Consider the following 22,734-nt stretch of genomic DNA (forward strand, 5'->3'; position numbering starts at 1 on the left):
TGCGATCGGAACCGCCGCGGCAGGCAAGCGCGATCCGGCCGCGCCGTCATGCGGCACGGCGCCGTCGGGAAAAACGAAACGGAATGGGATGCGTCGCTACAGCGGCAACGCAATGCGATGGCGCTCGCGCGCGACTCGCGTCGCGCCGGCGTCCGGCGAAAAACAGGGAAACGGCAGTCCGGCTAGCCCCGCGGATAGGCGTCTCATGATGTGGTCTCCATACGTACGCTTGATTCGTTATCGTGATGCGTCGTTTGTCGAGACTATGAGCGGACAATCCGCACAAGTAAATGGATGCAGAGTTCCAAACGGGCCGCGCCGCGTGATCGTAGCGCTTGCAGGGTCTTTGACAGTTTTTCAAACAGCCTTCATTTTCCTTGCTCAGACAAATACCCGGACGATATAACGCGCGTTTGAACGATCGCGGCCGACCCGCGCGAAAGCCGGCGGGACGGCCTGCCGCGACCGGCAGGGATGCTGCGGCGCAACGTCACACGTCGATGATCGCCAGCGTGCCGTGGCTGCCCGGCAGCACCGCGTGGCGCGTGCCGGCGAGCGCGAGATACATCTGGCCGGCCTCCACCACGATCGTTTGCGCATCGACCTCGAGCATCAGCCGGCCGTCGAGCACCAGCAGCCCTTCGTTGTAGTCGTGCACTTCCGCTTCGTACGGCTGCGCATCCATGCGCAACACCTTGATCCGGGCCGGCCCGACTTCGCCGACGATCGTGGACTGCCACGCGGCGGCCTGCGCGGCCGCAACGGACTTGAAATCGACCAAAGACATGCGCACCGCTCCGCAGACGTGAAAGGAACGCATTATCGCGAGCGCCGCGCGTGGCGTCCCGGTACGGCGCGGCGGTGTCCGGGCGGCACAGTTCGCCGCCCCGCCGTCGTGCCGCCGCGCGAACGCGCGATCGGCGCCCGCATTGCCGAAAACGATGCGGATTGTTTGCTTATCTCAAATAAAGTGCCGCGTTGTCGGGCAATGCCTGCACATTGGACGCAAATCCGGCGCCGACATCGCCCGGCCTTTCCACCAGAATGCATTTCCATCTACCGATTGCTAATATGGCGATCCTGCGATCCCGCACCACAACGCCGTTCGACATGACGCACGCTCGCCATGCCGCACCCGCAACCGGCCGCCCCGCAGCGGCGGCGCCGGGCACGCGCGGCGCGCAGCGTCGGACCGACCGGCCGTGCCATCCGTGAGCATGCAACCGATCCTTTCCGTTTCCGACCTCTCCAAGACTTACGCGTCCGGCTTCCAGGCGCTGAAGCACGTGACCCTCGACATCCGCCCCGGCGAGATCTTCGCGCTGCTCGGGCCGAACGGCGCGGGCAAGACCACGCTGATCGGCTCGATCTGCGGGATCGTCACGCCGACCGAAGGCCGCGTGACGGTCGGCGGCCACGACATCCGCGATCACTATCGCGCCGCGCGCGAAATGATCGGCCTCGTGCCGCAGGAACTGACGACCGACGCGTTCGAATCCGTCTGGGCGACCGTGTCGTTCAGCCGCGGCCTGTTCGGCAAGGCGCCCGATCCCGCGCACATCGAGAAGACGCTGAAGGCGCTGTCGCTGTGGGACAAGCGCGACAACAAGCTGATGACGCTGTCGGGCGGGATGAAGCGCCGCGTGATGATCGCGAAAGCGCTGTCGCACGAGCCGCGCATCCTGTTCCTCGACGAGCCGACGGCCGGCGTCGACGTCGAGCTGCGCCGCGACATGTGGAAGCTCGTCGACTCGCTGCGCGAAAGCGGCGTGACGATCCTGCTCACCACGCACTACATCGAGGAAGCCGAGGAAATGGCCGACCGGATCGGCATCATCCTCGGCGGCGAGCTCGTGCTCGTCGAGGAGAAGCGCGAGCTGATGCGCAAGCTCGGCAAGAAGCAGCTGACCGTGCAGCTCGAGCAGCCGCTGGCGGCCGTGCCGGCCGAACTCGCGCCGTTCGGCCTCGAACGCGCGGACGACGGCACCGCGCTCGTCTACACGTACGACTCGCAGCGCGACGATGCGAGCATCGCGAAGCTGATCAACGCGCTCGGCGCGGCCGGCATCGGCTTTCGCGACCTGCATACGACGCAGAGCTCGCTCGAGGATATTTTCGTGAGCCTGATCGACAACCGCCGCAACGGCGCACAAGGGGCGTAACGCACATGGCCAACTGGAATCTCCACGGCATCCGCGCGATCTACCGCGCCGAAATGGCCCGCACGCGCCGTACGCTGATGCAGAGCATCATCGCGCCGGTGATCTCGACGTCGCTGTACTTCGTCGTGTTCGGCTCGGCAATCGGCTCGCGCATCAGCGACGTGAACGGGATCGGCTACGGGTCGTTCATCGTGCCGGGCCTCGTGATGCTGTCGCTGCTGTCGCAGAGCATCTCGAACGCGTCGTTCGGCATCTACTTCCCGCGCTTCACGGGCACGATCTACGAGATTTTGTCCGCGCCCGTGTCGTACTGGGAAATCGTGATCGCCTACGTGGGCGCGGCCGCGTCGAAGTCGCTGCTGCTCGGGGTGATCATCCTCGCCACCGCCGGCCTGTTCGTGCCGCTGCACATCCTGCATCCGTTCTGGATGGTGCTGTTCCTGGTGCTGACGTCGATCACGTTCAGCCTGTTCGGCTTCGTGATCGGCATCTGGGCCGACAGCTTCGAGAAACTGCAGCTCGTGCCGCTGCTGATCATCACGCCGCTCACGTTCCTCGGCGGCAGCTTCTACTCGGTCGACATGCTGCCGCCCGTGTGGCGCATCATCACGCTGTTCAACCCGATCGTGTATCTGATCAGCGGCTTCCGTTGGTCGTTCTACGGGCTGGCCGACGTGCACGTGTGGATCAGCCTCGCCGCGACCACGCTGTTCCTCGCGATCCTGCTCGCGATCGTCGCGTGGATGTTCCGCACCGGCTACAAGCTGAAGAACTGACGCGGTGCGCGCCGTCGCGGCCGCATCGGCCCGGTTCGCGCAACCGGACCGGCGCTGCTAGACTGGATCGGAAGACCGGCCGCTGCCGCCCGACAGGCGCGGGCCGCGCGGCCCCACTCCCTGCGTGAGGATCTCCCGATGAGCGCTTCCCGGATCGATGCCGTCCGCGACGGCCTGTTTCGCGCCACGACGTTCGTCGATACGCTGAACCTGGGCTTCAGCCAGTTCTTCATCCGCTCGCCGCACGGCGACGTGCTGTGTGTCGAAACCGGCACCCGCTCCAATTTCACGCAACTGAGTGCGGCGCTCGACACCGTCGGCATCGCGCCGTCGATGGTGAGCAGCGTGATCGTTCCGCACTTCGAGGCCGACGAAATGGGCGCGCTGCCCGATTTCCTCGCGGCCAATCCGGCGCTCGTCGCGTACGGTCATCCGATGTGCACGTGGGGGCTCGCCGACGTGTTCGGCGTGCGCACGATTCCGCTGAAGGATGGCGTGCCCGCGACGCTGTCGGGCATCGACGTCGTGCCGGTCTTCACGAAGCACGTGCATCAATGGGACGCGCTCGTCGTATATCTGCCGGCGTACAAGGCCTTGCTGTCGTCGGACATCCTGATGCGCTTCGGCAACGCGGACACGGACGACCCGCTGCCCGCGATCCTCGATTCGATCACGCGTTCGGATTACCTGCCGTCGCTCGCGCACATGGCGAGCGCGCTGCGCCGCATCCAGGCGCTCGACCTCGACATCATCCTGCCGATGCACGGCCCGGCGATCACGCACGACATTCCGCGCGTGATCGCCGGGGTGATCGCCCACTGCGAGGCGGCCACCGCGTAGCGCAAGCGCGCCGCGCGCGGCCGGCTGGCGCGCTCAGGCGCCCGTGACGACGAATTCGTCGGCCGCCTTGCTCTGGATCGAAGCCATCAACGCGAGCTCGCGCTTGCTGCGCGGCTCGCCGGACACGACGCCCGTCGCATGCTTGGCCTTCGCGCCGAGCGGAAAGAACACGAACGACGCGCCGGCCGGCGCATCCGGCTCCGCGCGCAAGCGTTTGTTCAGAATTTTCAGGTACTTCTTCTTCGACACTTCCTTCGCTGCCATGGCGCCCTCCACGCGAATGTAATGCCGGTCAGCATACCAGTTTTGAACCGGCGCTCCGGTCCGGGCCGCCCGACGGCTGGCCGGCGAGCCTCGTTGCGAGGCACCAGGTTCGATGCGCCCGCCAAGGCGGCATGCGCGGCCGACCGCGAACCTGCCCGGCCATCCGCGCGTCTTGCCGAGGACCGCCCGTCCCGTCACCGGTCTTCGAAATTTTTTCGCAGGCGATGTCGATCGACGCGATCGTCGCGCGTCGTAGTGTCGTAACCGGTCGTTTTGCCGTCCGCGCGGCCGGCCGCCCTCCCTTTTACCGTTCAAGGAGCAGCAACAATGCGCGTCATGGTGATCGTCAAGGCAACGGCCTCTTCCGAGTCGGGCACGATGCCCGATACCGAACTGCTGGCGGCAATGGGCCAGTACAACGAGGCACTCGTGAAGGCCGGCGTGATGCTCGCCGGCGAAGGGCTCCATCCGAGCTCGCGCGGCAAGCGCGTGCATTTCTCCGGCAACGAGCGGACCGTTATCGACGGCCCGTTCGCCGAGACCAAGGAGCTCGTCGCCGGCTACTGGCTGTGGGAAGTGAAGTCGATGGAGGAAGCCGTCGAGTGGGTCAAACGCTGCCCGAACCCGATGCCGACCGATTCGGACATCGAGATCCGCGGGATCTTCTCGCTCGAGGACTTCGGCGACGCCTTCACGCCGGAACTGCAGGAACAGGAAGCGCGGCTGCGCGCGGAGATGGACGGCAAGCGCAACGCGTAAGCCGGCGCGGCCCAATCCTCGGAACAAACGGATCGACGGCGCGGTCTCGCCGCGTAATGCATCGCCTTGATACGTTACCGGGCGAGATCGCGCCGCCATGCCTGTCCGTTTCGACCGCTGTCGTGCAGCGCATCGAAGCGCCGTCGCACAACCGCGGCGCGCTACACCGCCGGCACCGGATGACGCATCACCGGCGCGCCCCACGATTGCAGGCGATCGCGGCTCGGCGGGCAGCCGAACCGCGACTTGTACACGCGGGAAAAATGCTCGACCGATTCGAAGCCGGTCGCTGCCGCAACCTGCGACACGCTCAGCTCCGTCTGCTGCAGCAACTGGTGCGCGGTCGCGACCCGCAGGCTCAGGTAGTACTGCAACGGCGCGGTCGCCGTATGCCGCTTGAACTGCCGCTCGAGCTGGCGCTTGGACAGCCCGACCGCCTGCGCGACCGATTCGCACGACATCGGCTCCGCCATCGACTCGCGCATCAGCCGGATCGCCTTCGCGACCGACGCGCTCATCGCCTCCGGCTCCACCTCGCGGTCCGACAACTGCGCCTCGTCCGCGCCGCGCGGCCGCGCATGCAGCAGATGCCGCGCAATCTCCCGCGCGAGCTCGGCGCCGTGTTCGCGGCCGATCCAGTCGAGCATCATGTCGATGATCGCGGTGCCGCCCGCGCACGTGATCAGGCGCGGCTCGATCGTGTAGAGCCGCGTGGTCGCGCCGACCTTCGGATACGCCTCCTGAAATCCTTCGACGTTGTCCCAGTGCACGGCCGACGGCCGCCCGTGCAGCAGGCCGGCCGCGGCGAGCAGTTCGGTCCCCGTCTCGACGCCGCCGATCTGCGTGCCGAACGCCATCTGGTTCTGCAGCCACGTCTTCACGCCGCGGTGCTTCCCGTGCTGCTGCGCCTCGAAGCTCGCGACCACAAAGATCGTCGCGAACGCGCCCCGCTGGTCGCCGATCGGCCGGGTCGGCGTCGACATGCCGTTGGTCGCCTGCACCGGTTCGCCGTCGGCCGACAGCACGGTCCACGCGTACAGCGTGCGCTGCCCGAGCCAGTTCGCGAGCGACATCGCCTCGATCAGCAGCGCGAGCCCCAGATGGGAGAACTGCGGCAGGACGAGCAAGCCGACCTGGCGCGGTGCGTGCGTGGCCGCCGGCCCGGCCGGCAAAGGCAGTTTCCGTGAAGTCATGGCAGTTTCGATCCGGCCGGATACAGGGGCCGCCTGGCGGGAAATCGTAGGCGGCGCGTCTCCGACGCGCCATCCGTTCAACCCCGACTGTGCCGCCCGCCGCCTTTCGGTACTTGATGAAAAGCGACATTACGCTGTCGCTTTCCGCAGGGTCGCAACACCGGCGGCGCCCGCCCTGGACGTGCCGCCGCGGTGCGTCACGCGCCGTCGCAATCGATCAAGTGCGGGCCGCGCACGCCCCTTATAGTCGGCTCGCGTTCCGCCCGCATCCGGGCGATGCACGCGTATCCACTGACTTCCGGGAACCTGCTCCATGCACATCAAACAGCTCTATATCGACGGCGCGTGGCAACCCGCCGCCGCCGGCGGACAGCGCGCCATCGTCGATCCCGGCACCGGCGAAACGATTGCGCGCGTGTCGTACGGCACGACGGCCGATGCCGAACACGCGATTCGCGCGGCGCGCACCGCGTTCGATCACGGCGAGTGGCCGCGCCGGCCCGCAGGCGAGCGCGCGGCCCGCGTGCGCGCGCTGGCCGATGCGCTGCGCGGCGAAGCGAGCGCGCTCGCGCGCATCGAGACCGCGAACACCGGCAAGACACTGGCCGAATCGGCGTCCGACGTGCACGACGCCGCCGCGGCCTTCGACTATTTCGCGAGCCTCGCGGTCACCGAATCGGGGAGCGTGAACGCCACGCAGCCGCACGCGCTCAGCGTCACGCTGCGCGAGCCGGTCGGCGTGTGCGGGCTGATCACGCCATGGAACTACCCGTTGCTGCAGGCCGCGTGGAAGCTCGCGCCGGCGCTCGTGGCCGGCAACACGGTCGTCATCAAGCCCGCGTCGCTGACGCCGCTGTCCACGCATCGCCTGGTCGAGCTCGCGCACGACGCGGGCCTGCCGCGCGGCGTGCTCAATCTCGTGACGGGCGGCGCCGACGTGGGCGACACGCTCGCGTCGAGCGCCGAGGTCGACCTGATCTCGCTGACCGGCAGCAACGCGGCCGGCGCCAGCGTGATGCGCGCGGCCGCGTCGAACTTCAAGCGCGTGTCGCTCGAACTCGGCGGCAAGAACCCGAACATCGTGTTCGCCGACGCCGATTTCGACACGGCGCTCGACTACGCGCTGAATGCCGCGTTCTTCAACGCCGGACAGATGTGCTCGGCCGGCTCGCGGCTGCTGGTCGAACGCGCGCTGCACGACCGCTTCGTCGAGGCGCTCGCCGAACGCATCGCGGCGATCCGGCTCGGCCACGGCGTCGACGCGGCCACGCGGATGGGCCCGGTGATTTCCGCCCAGCAGCGCGATCGCGTGCTGGCGCTGATCGGCGACGCCGCGCGCGAAGGCGCGCGCATCGTATGCGGCGGCCGTGCGCCCGCGGGCGACGCGTTCGCGACCGGCTTCTGGATCGAACCGACGCTGATCGCCGACGTGCGCACGACGATGGCGATCGCGCGCGACGAGGTGTTCGGCCCGGTGCTGACCGTCGAGACGTTCGACAGCGAGGACGACGCGCTCGCGCTGGCCAACGACACGCCGTTCGGCCTCGCCGGCGCCGTGTGGACGCGCGACTTCGCGCGCGCCAACCGCGTGATGCGCCGGTTGCGGGCGGCGACCGTGTGGGTCAACGACTACAACGTGACGCTGCCGGGCGCGCCGTGGGGCGGCTACAAGGCCAGCGGCATCGGCCGCGAGCTGTCGCGCAGCGGCCTCGACGAATACACCGAACTGAAGCACGCGTACGTCAACTTCGAAGCCAGCCCGCAACGCTGGTTCTGATCTCCACCGACACGGGAACCCGACATGCTCACTGCCACGCAACCCGACCAGACGCATCGCGCGACACGCGCGGATCTCGCGTGCGCGTTCCGCTGGACCGCGCGCCTCGGCATGCACGAATCGATCGCCAACCACTTCAGCGCCGCCGTATCCGACGACAACCGGCAATTCCTGATCAACCCGCGCGGACGTCATTTCTCGCGGGTGCGCGCGAGCGAACTGCTGCTCGTCGATGCCGACGACGCGGACACGATCCGCCGCGACGACGCGCCCGACATCACCGCGTGGGCGCTCCATTCGGAAATCCACAAGCGTCATCGGCATGCACGCTGCGTGCTGCACGTGCATTCGAAATACGCGACGGTGCTGTCGTGCCTCGCGCAGCCCGCGCTGCCGCCGCTCGACCAGAACTGCATGCGTTTCTTCGAACGGGTCGCCGTCGATACCGGATTCGACGGCATGGGGCTCGGCGACGAAGCGCGCCGCGTCGCCGACGCGCTGGGCGACAAGCCCGTGCTGCTGATGGGCCAGCACGGCGTGATCGTCGTCGCGTCGTCGGTCGCGCAGGCGTTCGACGATCTGTATTACTTCGAGCGCGCGTGCGAGACCTACGTGAGCGCGCTGCAAACCGGCCAGCCGTTGAAGATCGCGACCGAACAGGTCGCGCGCAAGACGATGATCCAGTGGCGCGACGACTATGCTGGCTTCGCGGAGCAGCACCTGGCGGAACTGCGCGCGATTCTCGACGACGAGTCGCCGTCGTATGCGTGGTAGCGATGCGCGGCGCGGCATGCGCAGGCATGCTCGCGCGCCCAAACGCGCGCACGGACGATTCGTGCGACGCGGCGTGAATCGTCCGTCGACGCGCGTTATTGTGCGGTCAACCCGCCATCGACGAGCACCGACGTGCCGGTGACGAAACTGCTTTCATCGGACGCGAGAAACAGCGCGACGTCGGCGACCTGCTCCGGCGTACCCATCCCGAGCGGCTGAACCGCGTCGAGCAGCGCATCCATCCGCTGCCGACCGCCGAGCGCGTCGATGAACGGCGTATTCATCGGCGTGTCGATCCAGCCCGGGCACACCGCATTGGCGCGGATGCGGTCCTTCGCATGCTCGATCGCCACGCAGCGCGTCAGCATCAGCACGCCGCCCTTCGATGCGCAGTAGGCCGCATGCAGCGGTTCGCCGACGAAGCTGCTCGTCGAGCCGAGATTGACGATCGAGCCGCCGCCGCTGCGGATCATCGCCGGAATCGCGTATTTGCAGCCGAGAAACACGCCCTTGAGGTTCACGTCCATCACGGCGTCCCAGTCCGCCTCGGTCGTGTCGACGAGCATCGCTTCGCGGATCACGCCCGCGTTGTTGCACAGGATGTCGAGCCGGCCGAACGCGCGCTCCACGAAATCGACCAGCTCGCCGACCTGCTCGGCGGAACGCGCGTCGGCCTGTCTGCCGACGATCGCGCCGTCAGGCGCCATCGCGCACGTCGCGTCGAGCTGCGCGACATCGCGGCTCGTCGTCGCGATCACGCGGGCGCCCTCGCGCGCGAATCGCAGCGCGATGCACCTGCCGATTCCGCTCGCCGCGCCCGTCACCACGGCCACCTTGCCGGCCAGCCGGCCGGCCTGGTTCTCGTTCATCGTCGTTTGCTCCGATGGGTTCCGGTTCGCCATCGTGTGCGCCGGCGCGAGCCGCGGCGCACACGATGCGCGCCGCACGCTCAGTGAAGATCCAGCGCGACGTCGAGCGCCGCGCGCGGATCGCGTCCGTCGGCCGTCGTGACGCCGGCCAGCCAGTCCTTCAGCACGCCCGGATGCTGCTGCAGCCACGCCTTCGCCGCGACCTCGGGCTGCTTGCCGGAGGCGATCGCCTTCATCACCTGGTTCTCCATGTCCGTGGTGAACTGCAGGTTCGCGACCAGCTTCGCCGCATTCGGGCAGCGCGCCGCGTAGTCGGGCGCCGTCATCGTATAGACCTTCGCCTCGCCGTAATTCGGGCCGAACAGCGCGTCGCCGCCGCCGAGATAGCGCATGTTGAAGTCGAGGTTCATCGGATGCGGCTCCCAGCCGAGAAAGACGATCCACGCATGATCGCGGATCGCCCGCTTGACCTCGACCAGCATGCCGGCCTCGCTCGATTCGATCAGCTTGAACTTGCCGAGCCCGTACTGATTGCCCTGGATCGCCTTGCGGATCAGCTCGTTGCCGTCGTTCCCCGGCTCGATCCCGTAGATGCGGCCCTGCAGCTTGTCCGCGAACTTCGCGATGTCGCCGAACGAGCGCAGGCCGGCGTCGTATGCATACGCCGGAACCGCGAGCGTGTACTTCGCGCCGACGAGGTTCGGGCGGTCCAGCACCTTCACGGCGCCGCTCTTCACGAACGGCTCGCTCGTCGCATCCATCGACGGCCGCCAGTCGCCGAGGTACACGTCGATCTGGCGCGCCTTCAGCCCGGCCAGCGCGATCGGAATCGATGCCATCGTCCTGGTCGGCTGATAGCCGAGACTCGACAGCACGGTCGACGCGAGCGCGGTCGTCGCGGCGATATCGGTCCAGCCGATCTCCGCGAACCGCACGACGCGGCAGGTTGCCGGTTCCCGTGCGACCGCATGCCCCGCGCAGACGCCCGCCAGCGCGATACACCCGAGGGTTTTCCTGACGACGTTCATCGTGATTTCTCCAGACAGGTTGAAGGACAACTAAAGATCCAGCACGAGTCGTGACGACTTCGCGCGCGACACGCAGATATAGATGAGATGGTTCGCGCGCTTCTCCTCGTCCGTCTGGAGACCGTCGCGATGGTCGGCCTCGCCGTCGAGCAGCCTGACGGCGCAGGTGCCGCAGATGCCTTCTCCGCACACCGATTCGACCGCGATCCGCTCGTCGCGCAGCACGTCGAGAATCGACCGCTCCGCCGGTATCGCGATACGGCGGCCGGTGCTGGCAAGCTCGACCTCGAACGCCCGCGCGTCGTCGCGTGGCGCGCACGGCGCCGCGAAGCGCTCGAAGCGGATCGCGCCGGCCGGCCAGTCGCGCGCCGCGTCGAGCACGCTGTCGATCAGCCGCGCCGGGCCGCAGACATACACCTGCGTGCCCGCACGCGGCGTGCCCAGCAGCGCGCGCAGATCGGCCTCGCCGTCCCGTTCGCTGAAATGCAGACGGGTTTTCAGTCGCAGCGCGCCGCCTTCGATCGTATCGAGCAGCGCCATCCGCTCGCGCGATCGCGCCAGGTAGCACAGCGTGAACGGCTTGCCGAGCGCCTCGAGCCGGCGCGCCATCGGCAGGATCGGCGTGATGCCGATGCCGCCCGCGATCAGCACGTAGTCGCTCGCGTGCTCGTCGAGCACGAAATGATTCCGCGGCGCGCTCAGGCTGACCGCGTCGCCCGGCGCCAGCCGCTCGACGACATACGCGGACCCGCCGCGCGAGCGCGGCTCGCGCAGCACCGCGATCCGGTAGGTCGATCCGTCGGCCGCGCGTTCGACGATCGAGTACTGGCGCACGATGCCGCCCGGCAGGCGCAGCTCGACATGCGCGCCGGGCTCGGCCGGCGGCAGCGCTGCGCCGTCGGCCGACGCGAACACGACGCCGCGGATCTCCGGTGTAAGCATCGTCGCGTCGACGACACGCGCGTCGATATGCGCGACGGCCGGAATCGAGAGGATCGGCTCCATCGTGCTCACCGTTGACGCGTGCGCCATTCAGGCTGCGCCCAGACGGGCGCCGACGAAGGCGGCAACGGCGCGCGCCCGAGCACGAGATCGCTGCCCTTTTCGCCGATCATCACGGTCGGCGCATTGGTGTTGCCGCTGACGATCGTCGGCATCACCGACGCGTCGATCACGCGCAGCCGCTCGAGGCCGTGCACGCGCAGGTCGGGGCCGACCACCGCTTCCGGATCGGACGCCGGGCCCATCTTGCAGGTGCCCGCCGCGTGGTAGCCCGTCTCGGTGATGTCGCGCGCCCACGCGTCGAGCGACGCGTCGTCGGTCTTGCCCGCGCCCGGCGAAAGCTCGTCGCCGCACAGGTCGCGGAACGACGGCTGCGCGAGAATCTCCCGCACGAGACGCACGCCGGCGCGCATGTCGGCCCGGTCGCGTTCGGTCTTCAGGTAGTTGAACAGGATCCGCGGCGGCTGGCGCGGATCGCCGGACGTCAGCGTCACCGCGCCGAGGCTCGTCGGGCGCATCAGGTCGATATGCACCTGAAACGCATGCGCGGGCACGCTGTCGACGCTGCCCGGCTGCACCGCGAGCGGCATGAACGTCAGTTGCAGATCCGGGTGCTCGACGCCCGCGCGCGAACGGATGAACGCACCGGCCTCGAAATGGTTGGTCGCCGCCAGCCCTTCGCGCTGCGCGAACCATTTCGCGCCGGTCCACCATTTGCGCGGCGCGACCGTCCACGGATAGATCGACACCGGCTTGCGGCACAAATACTGCACCACGGTGTCAGGGTGATCGGACAGCCTGCGGCCGACGCCCGGCAGATCGTGCCGCGTGCGCACGCCGGCGCGTTCCAGTTCGCCGGCCGGCCCGACGCCGGACAGCATCAGCAGTTGCGGCGTATTGATCGCACCGCCGCACAGCAGCACTTCGGCGTTCGCCGTCACTTCGTGCGTGGCGCCGTCGCATGCATACTCGATGCCGGTCGCGCGCTTGCCGTCGAACAGCACGCGCAGCACGAGCGCACCGGTGAGCACTGTGACGTTGCCGCGTTCGAGCGCCTGCGCAAGATAGCCGCGCGCGGTGCTCCAGCGCGCGCCGTTCCACGTCGTGCGATCGACGCGGCCGAAGCCTTCCTGCCGATAGCCGTTCACGTCGTCGGTATGCGCGTAGCCCGCATCGACGCCCGATGCGATGAACGCGCGCGTGAGCGGCGTGTCGGTGCGGCCGGCCGTCACGCGCAGGTGGCCGCTGTCGCCGTGATAGGCGTCGGCGCCCAGTTCGTGCCGTTCCGAGCGGATGAAATACGGCAGCACCTCGCGGTAGCTCCATCCGGTGCAGCCCTGCTCGGCCCAGCCGTCGTAGTCGCGCGCATGGCCGCGGATATAGACCATCCCGTTGATCGACGACGAACCGCCGAGCACGCGCCCGCGCGGCGTCGCGATGCGGCGCCGGTTCAGGAACGGCTCCGGCTCCGACCGGTACTGCCAGTTGAAACGGTCGCCGCCCACCACGATGCCCATCGCGGACGGCATGTCGATCGACCAGTGCCGGTTCGCGGGGCCGGCCTCGAGCAGCAGGATCCGCACGTTCGGGTCCTGCCCGAGCCGGTTGGCCAGCACGCAGCCGGCCGATCCCGCACCGACAATCACATAGTCGTAGTCGCGACGCACAGCGTCGATTGCGTCTGATTTCTTCATCGCATGCATGCAGTTGATCGTGATCATGAAGGTCGAACGGGCGAATCGGCGCCGTCGTCCTCGCCGGAGACGCAACGGGGAGCGGCGCCCCCCGCCGCTCACGCGCCGTGAATGCCGTCGTGCACGAGCGTGTGGAAGTGATGCACGAGGTGTTCGCTCTCGTTGCTGTGCTCGGCGTCGATCACGTAGCGGCCCTGGTTGTAGCCGACCGAATGCAGCCCCTTCTGTACCGAGATGTTCAGGCGGATGTCTTCCGGGCCGAGATCGGTGTTCATCCAGTCCATGCACGCCTTCGTCACCGCGGGCATCTCGTCGTGCGTCGAGTAGTAGCCGAAGCGCAGCAGCGTCTTCTCCGGTTCCAGCGGAATGATCAGGAACGTCGCGAGGAATTCCGAGTACGGGAACGTATAGAACGTGTTGTGCGGCCAGATCCCGATGTTGAAGAAGCACTCGTCCGGATTCTTGTCGCCGAGCGGCACGCCGTACGCGGCGGTCGCGCCGAGATTGGCCGGCGCCGTGTAGGTCCACCATTTGTCGTGCTGCGTGAGCCGGTATCCGTCGAAGTCGATCAGGCCGGCCAGCTCGACGTGATGCGGGCCGGACAGCGAGAAGTGATAGCCCTCGATCGAGTTGTCCATGATGACCTTCCAGTTCGCCGGCACGATCACGTCCTTCTCCTCCATCAGCCGGTACGCGTCCAGCTTCGGAAACACGCGCTTCATCTCCGCGTCGGCGCCGGGGAACTGGTCGCGCATCGACGGCGCATTCGGATCGAGGTTGAAGTAGTAGAACCCGCCGAGTTCCTCGATGCGCACCTTCGGAATGTTGTAGTCCGAAATATTGAACCCTTCGATGCGATCGGTGCGCGGCGCGCCGCGCAGGCTGCCGTCGGCGCCATAGCACCACGAGTGGTACGCGCAGCGGAACAGCCCTTTCTGCACGCCGCGCCGCGCTTCGACGAGGCGGTTGCCGCGATGCTGGCAAACGTTGTGGAACGCGTGGACCTGGCCGTCGCGGCCGCATGCGGCGATCACGCTCTGGTCGAACACGTCGGTCATCACGAACTGCCCGGGCGTGCTCAATTCCGACTTGTGGCCGATCACGTGCCACGCCGACATGAAGATGCGGTCGCGCTCGGCCGCGAACACCGCATCGTCATAGAAATAGCGCGACGGCAGCGTCAGCGCGTTTTCGGGCCGTTGCTGCATCCAGCGGTCGGCAGCGACGATGTCTTGCTTCTTCACAACGGAGATCGGTTGCATGGGCGTTTTCCCTGTTCTGTCGTTCGTCGGAAGGTGGCGGCCCGGTCCGGCTGGCCATCCACCATGAAGCGAACTTTATGGGCGCCCGCCGGCCCGCACTTGATGGATCGCGACATCGCGATGTCGCCGCGCGCTGCCTCGGCTGACGTATGCGTCGGCGCCCGCCTGACAACCCGTAGGTTTCGCCGAAATATGGTTGAAAGGCGCGGTTGCTAGAGTCGCCGAACCGGGTTGTCCTGGCGCCCGACCGCCGGACGGAGGCGATACATGCGACGATCAATGAACCTGGTACGTGCATTCTGGCTGCTCCTGCTGCTCGCCGTTGCGGGCCCCGCCCTCGCGTTCCAGACGCGGGTCGTGGCGATCCCCAGTGCGGCGATGCGCGAAACGCTGAAGGCGACCGTCGTGTTGCCCGACGACTACGCACGCCAACACAGCGGCGCCGAACGCGGCGTCGAACGCTTTCCGGTCGTCTACCTGCTGCACGGCTCCGGCGGCGACCACACCGACTGGACCAGCAACACGCACATCGCCGCGCTCGCGGACCGCTATCACGCGATCCTCGTGATGCCCGACGGCGGACACGAGAGCTGGTACATCGACAGTCCGTTCGACTCGGGCAGCCGCTACGAAACCTTCGTCGGCGACGAAGTCGTGTCCTATATCGACGATCACTTCAGGACGATCGCCGCCAAACCGGCGCGCGCGATCACCGGGCTCAGCATGGGCGGCTTCGGCGCGCTGCGCATCGCGCTCGACCGGCCCGACACGTTCGGCGCGGTCGGCAGCATCAGCGGCGCGGTCGACCCGCGCTGCTGCGAGGACGAGCCGGGCATCGACCACGTATTCGGCGACCCCGTCCGCCATTCGTCGTTCTGGAACCGCAACGCGATCGTCGAAAGCGCACGCGCGTTCGTCCGCGCGCATCTCGACCTGACGATCGACTGCGGCCGCGACGACGCGTTCGTCGGCTCGAATCGCACGCTGCACGAGCGGCTCGTCGCGCTCGGCGTGCCGCACGACTATGCGGAACGTCCCGGCGGCCACACGTGGGATTACTGGGCGCAGGCGATCCGCTACCAGATGCGGTTCTTCGCGATGTCGTTCCAGCACGGCGGCTATGCCTACCATCCGGCGCCCCATGCGCCGGGCATGACGCACGCGGGCTGACGCGCGGCACTGCCGTGCAGCGAACCCGGTGGTACGATGCGCTGGCATCGACCACCCACGTTTTCCCATGCCGCGCGACAACTTTGCGGACCTGCTTGCCTTCATCGCCGTCGCACGCGAGCGCAGCTTCACGCGCGCGGCCGCCCGGCTCGGCGTATCGCAATCCGCACTCAGCCATACGATCCGCTCGCTCGAGACGCGTCTCGGCGTGCGGCTGCTCACGCGCACGACGCGCAGCGTGTCGCCGACCGAAGCCGGCGAGCGCCTGCTGCTGAACCTCGCGCCGCGCTTCGACGAAATCGAGGCCGAACTGTCCGCGCTCGCCGAGCTGCGCGACAAGCCGGCCGGCACCGTGCGCATCAATGCGACGGACTACGTGATCCGCACGTTACTGTGGCCGAAGCTGTCGCCGATGCTGCGCGACTATCGCGACCTGAAGGTCGAGTTCGTGACCGACTACGGGCTGTCCGACATCGTCGCGGAACGCTTCGACATCGGCGTGCGGCTCGGCGACCAGGTCGCGAAGGACATGATCGCGGTGCGCATCTCGCCCGACCTGAAAATGGCGATCGTCGGCGCGCCCGCGTATTTCGCGCAACGCGAGCGGCCCATGACGCCGCAGGATCTCGTCGCGCACGACTGCATCAACCTGCGCCTGCCGACGCATGGCGCGCTATACGCATGGGAACTCGCGCGCGGCGACGACACGCTGCAAGTGCGCGTCGACGGCCAGGTCACGTTCAACGGCACCTATGAAATGCTCGACGCGGCGCTCGCCGGCTACGGCCTCGCGTACGTGCCGGCCGAACTCGCCGCGCCGCATGTCGATGCCGGCCGCCTCGTCGGCGTGCTCGACGACTGGTGCCCGACGTTCCCCGGTCATCATCTGTACTACGCGAGCCGGCGGCAGTCGTCGCGCGCGCTCGCGCTGATCGTCGACGCGCTGCGCCATCCGGCTCATTCATGAACCCGCTCGATAAGTGCATGCGAATTATTGGGGATTATCGATAAGCGTTTCGGTAGCTACCATCGTCGGTGTCTTCAACGTCATCCGGAGCCATCGATGTCCGAACCGACTTCCCCCGCGCGCCGCGCCTTCGGCGCCATCGCGCCGGCCCTCGCCGACTACACCGACAACGTGCTGTTCGGCGACGTGTGGCAGCGCCCCGGCCTGTCGCCGCGCGATCGCAGCCTGATCACCGTCGCGAGCCTCGTCGCGCTGTATCGCGTGAACGAGCTGCCGTTCCATCTGAAGAAAGCGCTCGACAACGGCCTCACCCGCGACGAGCTGATCGAGGCGATCACCCACCTCGCGTTCTACTCCGGCTGGCCGACCGCAAGCTCGGCGCTGCCGATCGCGCAACGCATCTTCGACGAAGCCGGCGTGTGAACACGACGCACGGCCGGCACGTTCCCGTTCAACCGACTTGAACCGACGCGGGCGAATGTCCGCATGGAGTTCGCATATGGATTACCGCTATCTCGGGCGCAGCGCGCTCAAGGTGTCGCCGCTGTGTCTCGGCGCGATGATGTTCGGCGGGGAAACCGACGAAGCGACGTCGGCGCGCATCATCGGCAAGGCCTTCGACCAGGGCGTCAACTTCATCGACACGGCCGACGTCTATCACGCCGGACGCTCGGAAGAAATCGTCGGCCGCGCGATCGCACGACATCGCGACAGTTGGGTCGTCGCGACGAAATTCGGCTATCCGGCCGAACCGGACGCGGGGCCGAACCGTCAGGGCCAGTCGCGCAAGTGGATCTTCGAATCGGTCGACGCGAGCCTGAAGCGGCTCGGAACCGATTACATCGATATCCTCTATTTCCATCGCGCGCTGACGGACGCGCCGCTCGACGAAGCGATGCGCGCGGTGGCCGACCTGATCCGGCAAGGCAAGGTGCGCTACATCGGACTGTCGAACTTCAAGGGCTGGCGCATTGCCGAGATCGTGCGACTCGCGGATCAGCTCGGCATCGATCGGCCGGTTGCGAGCGAACCGCTGTACAACCTCGTCGATCGCACGGCCGAGGTCGAACAGCTTCCGGCCGCCGCGCATTACGGGATCGGCGTCGTGCCGTACAGCCCGCTCGCGCGCGGCGTGTTGACCGGCAAATATGCGGTCGATGCGCAGCCGCCCGCCGATTCGCGCGCGGGCCGCGGCGACCGGCGCATCCGGCAGACGGAATGGCGGCCCGAATCGTTGCACATCGCGCAGCAGGTGGCCGCGCATGCGGCTGCGCGCGGCACGACGTCGGTCGCGTTCGCGCTCGCCTGGGTGATGAAGAACCGCATCGTCAGCTCGACGATCGCGGGCCCGCGCACCGAGGCGCACTGGGACAGCTACGTCGATGCGCTGACGCTCGAGCTCGGCCCCGACGACGAGCGCTTCGTCGACGCGCTGGTGCCGCCCGGGCATGCGTCGACGCACGGTTATACGGATCCCGGCTATCCAGTCGAAGGGCGGAAGGTTTGACGTCGGGAGATTGAAGCGGGATGCCCGCTGCCCGCCGGCATGACGCGGCGATCGCGATTGCAGGCGCGCGAAGGATGTACGACTGACGGGCCGGACGGTGTCGTCCGGCAAGCGGGTGAACGGGTGAACTAAGGCAGTGCGCGTCGGGCGACGCGGCGAAAAACAGAAAACGAAAAGCGAACAACGAGCAACGAAAACAGCGGCGGCGGCGAACTCAGTTGCCGCGTGCCGCGTCGGCGCTCACCACGCGATCGAAAAATTCCTGCGCTTGCGCCAGTTCATCGAGCGCGCGATCGAGGCGCGACATCGCGCGTGCATATTCGGCCGACGAGATATCGTCGTCGCTTTCGCCGCGCACGGCGCGAAACGCCTGATCGACATTACGCGTCGCTTCGACGAAGCGTTGCGCGGCCCGGGCTTCCTGCGAACAGATATGGGTCGACATCGACACTTCTCCCTCAGGGTTGCTGTGTGAAGCAAGCCGACGCCCAGTGTGCGTCGCGCGCATGTCGACGGCGTGAACGATCGCCAACCGCCTGCCGGCGCATCGGTCGCCGCACGGCGTGCTTCGAGCCGATTGTCGCTCCGGGTTCGCGGATCCGCTATGGCGAGATTGCAACAAATTCTTGCGCGCGCCGTGACGACGGCCGCACCGGCGCGCGTCGTTGCATGCGCACAGGCTTCGCTGCCGACGCACACGCCGCACCTCAGCGGCGCACACGTCATGCGCGCCCGATGCGCGGATGCGTCAAGCCGCCGAACGCCGCCGCTTCACCGGACGACAGATCGAACAGATCGCCGGTGGGCTCGCGCGGGTGCTCGGCAGCCGGCCGACTGCGCAACCGCGCCACATGCGCGGACGCGACATAAGCGGCCACCGTTTCGATCGGCGGCACGTCGAACAGATCGCGCGTGACGCCGCGCACGGCATCCGTCGGTGAACGGCCGCGCAGGCGCGCGACCAGTTCGACGAAGCGATCGAAATCGCCGGCGCGCGTCGCCTTGTTCACGTCGGCGAGATCGCGCGCCTTCAGCACGCACGGCTGCGCGAGCCGCACGAAATACGGTGCCTCCAGCTCGACCGACAGCGCAAGCGGATAGCTCTTTCCCGTTTGTTCCTTCGCACGCCCGATGCAGTCGACCACGGCCGCGCCCTGCGCGACGCCGAGCGGCTTGCCCGTACTCACGCTGCGCAGGTGATCCGGGAACACGCGCAGTTGCGTGCCGACCGTCAGCGCGGTGGACGACGCGCACACCAGCGCGTAGTGCTGTTCACGACGCCGGCCCGACGGCAGCGTCGAGCGGCTCGCGATGAACGTGTGCGGCGGCAACGGCCGCACCTGGCCGCTTGCGTCGACCCATGCATTCCACAGCAGCGCGTCCTCGCGCTTGCGCTCGCCCGGCCGCGTGCGCGACGCCACCGGCGAAAACAGCGCGAGCAGCGAGCCCGTGCGATGCGCGGCGACTTCCGCGCTGCTGCCGAGCGGCTGGTTGATCCCCCACAGAAAACGCCCGCCCCCGAGCCGGCGCTCCCATTCCTTGCGGAGCACGACGGTCGGCAGTTCCTCGCCGGACTCGGTACCGATCTTCGTCCAGCAGAAGGTGGGAGGGAGGTGTTTCAGTGTCATCAACTTTCTCGGAATACAGCCTCGCTGGTGACAGCAAGCCCATTCAACAACCGTAACTGTATAGGTATAATGCATCGCATGGAAGCCCCGGATCACGATTTTCCTGTTCAAGACCTGTTGCGCCGCTTGATGGCGGACACGCGCTCGTCCAGCGAAATCGCGCGGCTCTCCGGCGTCAGCCAGCCGACCGTGTCGCGTTTGCGGTTGTCGAACGGGCATCGGCTGCGGCGCAGCGCGCCATTCAACAAGCTATGCAGTTTCTATGGCGTCGATACCGGGCCGACGCGCCGCCGCTACAACGACCTGCTGCGCGACGCGATCGTCGACGCGTGGGACGGCTCGGACGAGCACGGCCGCGCGCTGCTGGTCGTGATTCAGGGATTGAAGGATCTGCAGGCGAAGGCGGACGACGGGTGACGGTGCAGCGGGAACGAAGCGCCGCCCGCGCCGTCCGGCAACGCGCGCACCTGTGACTGCACGAAATGACCGTGCCGATACCCGTCGCCGGGACTATGATGGTTCGGTCAGCAGCCTCGGGGCGAACCGTGGATCGAGACGAAGACTTCATCGTGCGCACCATGTCGGCCGACGACGTCGCCATGTCGGTCGAATGGGCGGCAGCCGAAGGGTGGAATCCCGGCCGGCATGACCCGCCCTGTTTCAGGGAAGCGGATCCGGCCGGCTTCTTCGTCGGCGTGTGGCGCGGCGAGCCGGTCGCATGCATCGCCACCGTCGCGTACGACGAACACTTCGGCTTCCTCGGTCTTTACATCGTCAAACCCGGGTATCGCGGCCAAGGCTTTGGCATGCGCATCTGGCAACACGGCATGCGCTACCTGGGCGATCGCAACATCGGGCTCGACGGCGTCGTGGCCCAGCAGGCGAACTACCGGAAGTCAGGCTTCCGGCTCGCGTACCGCAACATTCGCTATCAGGGGCACGTAAGCGGCATCGGATGTGCGCAGGTGGCGGCAGCGGCCGACGTGCCGTTCGAGCAGTTGCTTGCGTACGATCGCCAGTGTTTCCCCGCCGCGCGCGAGCGCTTCGTCTCCGCGTGGATCGCCCAGCCCGACGCCGTCGCGCTCGCGGCGGTCGATGCAGGCCGCGTCGCCGGATACGGTGTCGTGCGCCGCTGCAACGCGGGCTGCAAGATCGGCCCGCTCTTCGCCGACGATGCAGACGTCGCGACGGGGCTGTTTCGTGCGCTGGCGGCACGCATGCCCGGTGAGGTCGTCGTGCTCGACGTGCCGGAAACGAACCCCGCGGCCGTCGCGCTGGCGGAACGGCACGGCATGACGAGCGTGTTCGAAACCGCGCGGATGTACACGCAACACGCACCCGCGATTGCGATCGAGCGCGTGTTCGGCGTGACGTCGTTCGAGTTGGGATGACGGCGCGGACGGGCCGGCCCGACCGATCGTCCGCAAACGACATCGGCGAACACGCGCGACCGAGCCGCAACATCTCGGTCACGCGGCGGCAACCGTCACGGCGCGCACTCCGCCTACTGCTCCAACCCCACCCCCAGCGGCCGCTGATCGCTGCGCCCGTGATCGTCGACCACCCGCACCGTATAGCTGCCGACCGTGCGCGGCTGCCCGGCATCCACTTCCTGACGCCGTCCGCGTATTTCGTCAGCACGCTGCCGTCGACACTCGCTACGGCCGACGTAATCGCGATCGCCGCGGCCGCATTCCTGATGTCGTGCGTCGCGACGCTGTACCCGAGTCGGTGCGCCGCACGCGTGCGGCCGGCCGAAACGCTGCGCGACGAATAAGCGCAATCGGCACAGGCAGCGCAAGCAGCGCGCCGTTACGCGGTCTCGTGGAAACCGATGCTGTTGCTACCATCAGGCGTGTAATCGGCAAGCACGTCGAAATTGAGGCCGACGAGTTCCACACGCATGCCGTACGTCTTATGGCCGGATTTGTCGACGACGATCGCCGCGCCCGACGACAATTGACGCACGGTATTCAGCAGCGAGAGCGTGCCGCTCGCGGTGCCGGCCGACGCTTCGACCTTCAGCGGCGTGCCATCCTGCGCGACGACGCGTTGGCCGGAGAACAGCGGTTGATTGCGTGCGACGGACGTGTTGAGCATGCTCATGAACTGATAGCGCGCATCGGCGCCGCGGCTGACCGCCGCGCGATCGTCGTCCGTGAACGTCTCGCCGCGCACGGCCGCGCCCTGCGCGGCGAGATCGACCGCCTGCTTGTGAAAATCGCGTGTCGCGCGCACGAGGCCCGCGTTCGCATTCAGCGTCGACTCGACCCACGCGCGATCGCTGTCCTTCATGGTCTTCGACACGACCTTGATCTGGCCGTTGTCGGTCATGAAGTCGAATTGCGCGTCCGCCAGATCCGGGCGCTTCGCGATGATTTCCTGCATGCTCGTCGCAAGCGAGTCGGCCACGCCACGCAGCTTCATCGTCAGATCGCCGACCATCGAGAACTGCTTCATCAACGCCGCCTGCATCGCCACGGGATCCAGCTCCCGGACCGTCAGCGGCGCGTCCTGCGGTGCCCCGGACGCCGCCGCGTCCGTTTCCCGGCGCCCGTCGAGCGCCGCCTGCGCCATCTGCGCGAGCGACAGGCTGCCTGCCGCCGTGACCGACATCGTCATTGCCCTCTCTCCTTTCAGATTATTTTTATTTGTTTACGGATCGATTCCGGGAAAGTTGAGCGTGCATGTTGGCGTCTAATGGAAACATTGTTTGATCGAGACTAAAAAAGTTTGACACGAACATTTCACTGAGATAACTTTTGCGCAAGCTTCCGGAAAGCAATCCGGCCAGCCATGCCGACTCGCGTCGCGCTTTCCTGCCGTTGCAGCACCGCCGTTCGCAACATCCCCGCCTCATCGCATCGTGCCGTTCCGTTTCATCCGAAACCTGAAGGTCGCCCGGGCATGCTCGTATTTGATTCGTACTCCTTTTCTCTGATCGCACCACCGACGCGGTAACGAGTGCCGCCCGACAGCAACGCGATTGCCGTGACACGCGGGCATCTCGCCCGCCGCCTTTGATGGTGCAGTTCCGCTTCACCCGATGCAGCACCCGGCCG

Annotated in this window: 23 protein-coding genes and 1 pseudogene; 13 read left to right on the forward strand and 11 right to left on the reverse strand. The window is 67.4% G+C overall.

Annotation, left to right across the window (positions count from 1 at the left end; genetic code table 11):
• Nucleotides 1–490: 490 nt before the first annotated feature.
• Nucleotides 491–787 (reverse strand): cupin domain-containing protein, encoded by a 297-nt coding sequence (locus tag DCN14_RS11995; protein ID WP_096501881.1) that lies wholly within the window; start codon nt 785–787, stop codon nt 491–493.
• 430 nt (nt 788–1,217) lie between these two features.
• On the opposite strand from DCN14_RS11995, the gene DCN14_RS12005 reads away from it, so the two are divergent.
• The 3 genes from DCN14_RS12005 to DCN14_RS12015 all read left to right on the forward strand — a co-directional run bounded on the left by DCN14_RS12005 (nt 1,218) and on the right by DCN14_RS12015 (nt 3,778).
• The gene (locus tag DCN14_RS12005; protein ID WP_096501883.1) at nt 1,218–2,162 is read left to right on the forward strand and encodes an ABC transporter ATP-binding protein; all 945 of its coding nucleotides are present in this window, start codon (nt 1,218–1,220) and stop codon (nt 2,160–2,162) included.
• A 5-nt stretch (nt 2,163–2,167) separates the two neighbouring features.
• A complete protein-coding gene (locus DCN14_RS12010; protein ID WP_096501885.1) occupies nt 2,168–2,938 on the forward strand; it encodes an ABC transporter permease in 771 nt (256 codons plus the stop codon).
• 138 nt (nt 2,939–3,076) lie between these two features.
• Complete coding sequence (locus tag DCN14_RS12015; RefSeq protein ID WP_096501887.1) at nt 3,077–3,778, forward strand: MBL fold metallo-hydrolase; 702 nt, start codon at nt 3,077–3,079, stop codon at nt 3,776–3,778.
• Nucleotides 3,779–3,811: 33 nt separating this feature from the next.
• Here DCN14_RS12015 and DCN14_RS12020 read toward each other — a convergent pair whose 3' ends face one another.
• Nucleotides 3,812–4,042 (reverse strand): hypothetical protein, encoded by a 231-nt coding sequence (locus tag DCN14_RS12020; protein WP_096501889.1) that lies wholly within the window; start codon nt 4,040–4,042, stop codon nt 3,812–3,814.
• Nucleotides 4,043–4,369: 327 nt separating this feature from the next.
• Here DCN14_RS12020 and DCN14_RS12025 point away from each other — a divergent pair, with 327 nt between their 5' ends.
• Entirely contained in the window at nt 4,370–4,801 is a 432-nt protein-coding gene (locus DCN14_RS12025; RefSeq protein WP_096501891.1) for a YciI family protein, read from the forward strand.
• 161 nt (nt 4,802–4,962) lie between these two features.
• On the opposite strand, the gene DCN14_RS12030 is transcribed toward DCN14_RS12025, so the two are convergent.
• Nucleotides 4,963–5,994, reverse strand: coding sequence for a GlxA family transcriptional regulator (locus DCN14_RS12030; RefSeq protein WP_240327210.1), 1,032 nt, complete (start codon nt 5,992–5,994; stop codon nt 4,963–4,965).
• A 313-nt stretch (nt 5,995–6,307) separates the two neighbouring features.
• On the opposite strand from DCN14_RS12030, the gene DCN14_RS12035 reads away from it, so the two are divergent.
• Both DCN14_RS12035 and DCN14_RS12040 read left to right on the forward strand, forming a co-directional pair.
• Complete coding sequence (locus tag DCN14_RS12035) at nt 6,308–7,771, forward strand: aldehyde dehydrogenase family protein (RefSeq protein ID WP_096501893.1); 1,464 nt, start codon at nt 6,308–6,310, stop codon at nt 7,769–7,771.
• 24 nt (nt 7,772–7,795) lie between these two features.
• Entirely contained in the window at nt 7,796–8,545 is a 750-nt protein-coding gene (locus tag DCN14_RS12040; protein WP_096501895.1) for a class II aldolase and adducin N-terminal domain-containing protein, read from the forward strand.
• 95 nt (nt 8,546–8,640) lie between these two features.
• Here the strand turns inward: DCN14_RS12040 and DCN14_RS12045 are convergent, their stop codons facing one another.
• The 5 genes from DCN14_RS12045 to DCN14_RS12065 all read right to left on the reverse strand — a co-directional run bounded on the left by DCN14_RS12045 (nt 8,641) and on the right by DCN14_RS12065 (nt 14,400).
• A complete protein-coding gene (locus DCN14_RS12045) occupies nt 8,641–9,414 on the reverse strand; it encodes an SDR family oxidoreductase (protein ID WP_096502043.1) in 774 nt (257 codons plus the stop codon).
• An 80-nt stretch (nt 9,415–9,494) separates the two neighbouring features.
• On the reverse strand, nt 9,495–10,442 hold the full coding sequence (locus tag DCN14_RS12050) for a choline ABC transporter substrate-binding protein (protein WP_096501897.1): 948 nt from the start codon (nt 10,440–10,442) through the stop codon (nt 9,495–9,497).
• A 30-nt stretch (nt 10,443–10,472) separates the two neighbouring features.
• Nucleotides 10,473–11,447 carry a PDR/VanB family oxidoreductase gene (locus DCN14_RS12055; RefSeq protein WP_162826193.1) on the reverse strand — a complete coding sequence of 325 codons (975 nt, stop codon included), beginning with the start codon at nt 11,445–11,447 and terminating at the stop codon, nt 10,473–10,475.
• A gap of 5 nt (nt 11,448–11,452) precedes the next feature.
• Nucleotides 11,453–13,138: a choline dehydrogenase gene (locus DCN14_RS12060; protein ID WP_096502045.1), complete on the reverse strand. Its 1,686-nt coding sequence runs from the start codon at nt 13,136–13,138 to the stop codon at nt 11,453–11,455.
• Nucleotides 13,139–13,236: 98 nt separating this feature from the next.
• Complete coding sequence (locus DCN14_RS12065) at nt 13,237–14,400, reverse strand: aromatic ring-hydroxylating dioxygenase subunit alpha (protein WP_096501901.1); 1,164 nt, start codon at nt 14,398–14,400, stop codon at nt 13,237–13,239.
• 279 nt (nt 14,401–14,679) lie between these two features.
• On the opposite strand from DCN14_RS12065, the gene DCN14_RS12070 reads away from it, so the two are divergent.
• The 4 genes from DCN14_RS12070 (at nt 14,680) to DCN14_RS12085 (ending at nt 18,044) form a co-directional block, all read left to right on the forward strand.
• Complete coding sequence (locus tag DCN14_RS12070) at nt 14,680–15,570, forward strand: alpha/beta hydrolase family protein (RefSeq protein WP_174928122.1); 891 nt, start codon at nt 14,680–14,682, stop codon at nt 15,568–15,570.
• Nucleotides 15,571–15,637: 67 nt separating this feature from the next.
• Complete coding sequence (locus DCN14_RS12075; RefSeq protein ID WP_096501905.1) at nt 15,638–16,537, forward strand: LysR family transcriptional regulator; 900 nt, start codon at nt 15,638–15,640, stop codon at nt 16,535–16,537.
• 96 nt (nt 16,538–16,633) lie between these two features.
• Nucleotides 16,634–16,960, forward strand: a complete 327-nt coding sequence (locus tag DCN14_RS12080; RefSeq protein ID WP_096501907.1) for a carboxymuconolactone decarboxylase family protein — start codon at nt 16,634–16,636, stop codon at nt 16,958–16,960.
• A 76-nt stretch (nt 16,961–17,036) separates the two neighbouring features.
• The gene (locus DCN14_RS12085) at nt 17,037–18,044 is read left to right on the forward strand and encodes an aldo/keto reductase (RefSeq protein WP_096501909.1); all 1,008 of its coding nucleotides are present in this window, start codon (nt 17,037–17,039) and stop codon (nt 18,042–18,044) included.
• Between the two features lie 214 nt (nt 18,045–18,258).
• Here the strand turns inward: DCN14_RS12085 and DCN14_RS12090 are convergent, their stop codons facing one another.
• Together DCN14_RS12090 and DCN14_RS12095 are read right to left on the reverse strand one after the other, a co-directional pair.
• Nucleotides 18,259–18,489: a hypothetical protein gene (locus DCN14_RS12090; RefSeq protein ID WP_096502047.1), complete on the reverse strand. Its 231-nt coding sequence runs from the start codon at nt 18,487–18,489 to the stop codon at nt 18,259–18,261.
• Nucleotides 18,490–18,766: 277 nt separating this feature from the next.
• A complete protein-coding gene (locus DCN14_RS12095) occupies nt 18,767–19,672 on the reverse strand; it encodes a hypothetical protein (protein ID WP_096501911.1) in 906 nt (301 codons plus the stop codon).
• A gap of 78 nt (nt 19,673–19,750) precedes the next feature.
• Between DCN14_RS12095 and DCN14_RS12100 the strand changes: the two genes are divergently transcribed.
• The 3 genes and pseudogenes from DCN14_RS12100 to DCN14_RS12115 all read left to right on the forward strand — a co-directional run.
• Complete coding sequence (locus DCN14_RS12100) at nt 19,751–20,089, forward strand: helix-turn-helix transcriptional regulator (RefSeq protein WP_096501913.1); 339 nt, start codon at nt 19,751–19,753, stop codon at nt 20,087–20,089.
• A 128-nt stretch (nt 20,090–20,217) separates the two neighbouring features.
• Nucleotides 20,218–21,063, forward strand: coding sequence for a GNAT family N-acetyltransferase (locus DCN14_RS12105; protein ID WP_096501915.1), 846 nt, complete (start codon nt 20,218–20,220; stop codon nt 21,061–21,063).
• A gap of 200 nt (nt 21,064–21,263) precedes the next feature.
• Nucleotides 21,264–21,449, forward strand: a pseudogene (locus DCN14_RS12115) (lipoprotein-releasing system transmembrane subunit LolC); the annotation flags it as partial.
• Between the two features lie 35 nt (nt 21,450–21,484).
• On the opposite strand, the gene DCN14_RS12120 reads toward DCN14_RS12115, so the two are convergent.
• A complete protein-coding gene (locus DCN14_RS12120; RefSeq protein ID WP_096501917.1) occupies nt 21,485–22,294 on the reverse strand; it encodes a hypothetical protein in 810 nt (269 codons plus the stop codon).
• Nucleotides 22,295–22,734: the final 440 nt, after the last annotated feature.

Source organism: Burkholderia sp. IDO3 (assembly GCF_003366075.1).
Classification (GTDB): Bacteria; Pseudomonadota; Gammaproteobacteria; order Burkholderiales; family Burkholderiaceae; genus Burkholderia; species Burkholderia anthina.

Bases quoted from the DNA above. Each gene is read 5' to 3' on its own strand.
- DCN14_RS11995 (WP_096501881.1), bottom strand. From the start codon at position 787: ATGTCTTTGGTCGATTTCAAGTCCGTTGCGGCCGCGCAGGCCGCCGCG.
- DCN14_RS12005 (WP_096501883.1), top strand. From the start codon at position 1,218: ATGCAACCGATCCTTTCCGTTTCCGACCTCTCCAAGACTTACGCGTCC.
- DCN14_RS12010 (WP_096501885.1), top strand. From the start codon at position 2,168: ATGGCCAACTGGAATCTCCACGGCATCCGCGCGATCTACCGCGCCGAA.
- DCN14_RS12015 (WP_096501887.1), top strand. From the start codon at position 3,077: ATGAGCGCTTCCCGGATCGATGCCGTCCGCGACGGCCTGTTTCGCGCC.
- DCN14_RS12020 (WP_096501889.1), bottom strand. From the start codon at position 4,042: ATGGCAGCGAAGGAAGTGTCGAAGAAGAAGTACCTGAAAATTCTGAAC.
- DCN14_RS12025 (WP_096501891.1), top strand. From the start codon at position 4,370: ATGCGCGTCATGGTGATCGTCAAGGCAACGGCCTCTTCCGAGTCGGGC.
- DCN14_RS12030 (WP_240327210.1), bottom strand. From the start codon at position 5,994: ATGACTTCACGGAAACTGCCTTTGCCGGCCGGGCCGGCGGCCACGCAC.
- DCN14_RS12035 (WP_096501893.1), top strand. From the start codon at position 6,308: ATGCACATCAAACAGCTCTATATCGACGGCGCGTGGCAACCCGCCGCC.
- DCN14_RS12040 (WP_096501895.1), top strand. From the start codon at position 7,796: ATGCTCACTGCCACGCAACCCGACCAGACGCATCGCGCGACACGCGCG.
- DCN14_RS12045 (WP_096502043.1), bottom strand. From the start codon at position 9,414: ATGAACGAGAACCAGGCCGGCCGGCTGGCCGGCAAGGTGGCCGTGGTG.
- DCN14_RS12050 (WP_096501897.1), bottom strand. From the start codon at position 10,442: ATGAACGTCGTCAGGAAAACCCTCGGGTGTATCGCGCTGGCGGGCGTC.
- DCN14_RS12055 (WP_162826193.1), bottom strand. From the start codon at position 11,447: ATGGAGCCGATCCTCTCGATTCCGGCCGTCGCGCATATCGACGCGCGT.
- DCN14_RS12060 (WP_096502045.1), bottom strand. From the start codon at position 13,138: ATGAAGAAATCAGACGCAATCGACGCTGTGCGTCGCGACTACGACTAT.
- DCN14_RS12065 (WP_096501901.1), bottom strand. From the start codon at position 14,400: ATGCAACCGATCTCCGTTGTGAAGAAGCAAGACATCGTCGCTGCCGAC.
- DCN14_RS12070 (WP_174928122.1), top strand. From the start codon at position 14,680: ATGAACCTGGTACGTGCATTCTGGCTGCTCCTGCTGCTCGCCGTTGCG.
- DCN14_RS12075 (WP_096501905.1), top strand. From the start codon at position 15,638: ATGCCGCGCGACAACTTTGCGGACCTGCTTGCCTTCATCGCCGTCGCA.
- DCN14_RS12080 (WP_096501907.1), top strand. From the start codon at position 16,634: ATGTCCGAACCGACTTCCCCCGCGCGCCGCGCCTTCGGCGCCATCGCG.
- DCN14_RS12085 (WP_096501909.1), top strand. From the start codon at position 17,037: ATGGATTACCGCTATCTCGGGCGCAGCGCGCTCAAGGTGTCGCCGCTG.
- DCN14_RS12090 (WP_096502047.1), bottom strand. From the start codon at position 18,489: ATGTCGACCCATATCTGTTCGCAGGAAGCCCGGGCCGCGCAACGCTTC.
- DCN14_RS12095 (WP_096501911.1), bottom strand. From the start codon at position 19,672: ATGACACTGAAACACCTCCCTCCCACCTTCTGCTGGACGAAGATCGGT.
- DCN14_RS12100 (WP_096501913.1), top strand. From the start codon at position 19,751: ATGGAAGCCCCGGATCACGATTTTCCTGTTCAAGACCTGTTGCGCCGC.
- DCN14_RS12120 (WP_096501917.1), bottom strand. From the start codon at position 22,294: ATGACGATGTCGGTCACGGCGGCAGGCAGCCTGTCGCTCGCGCAGATG.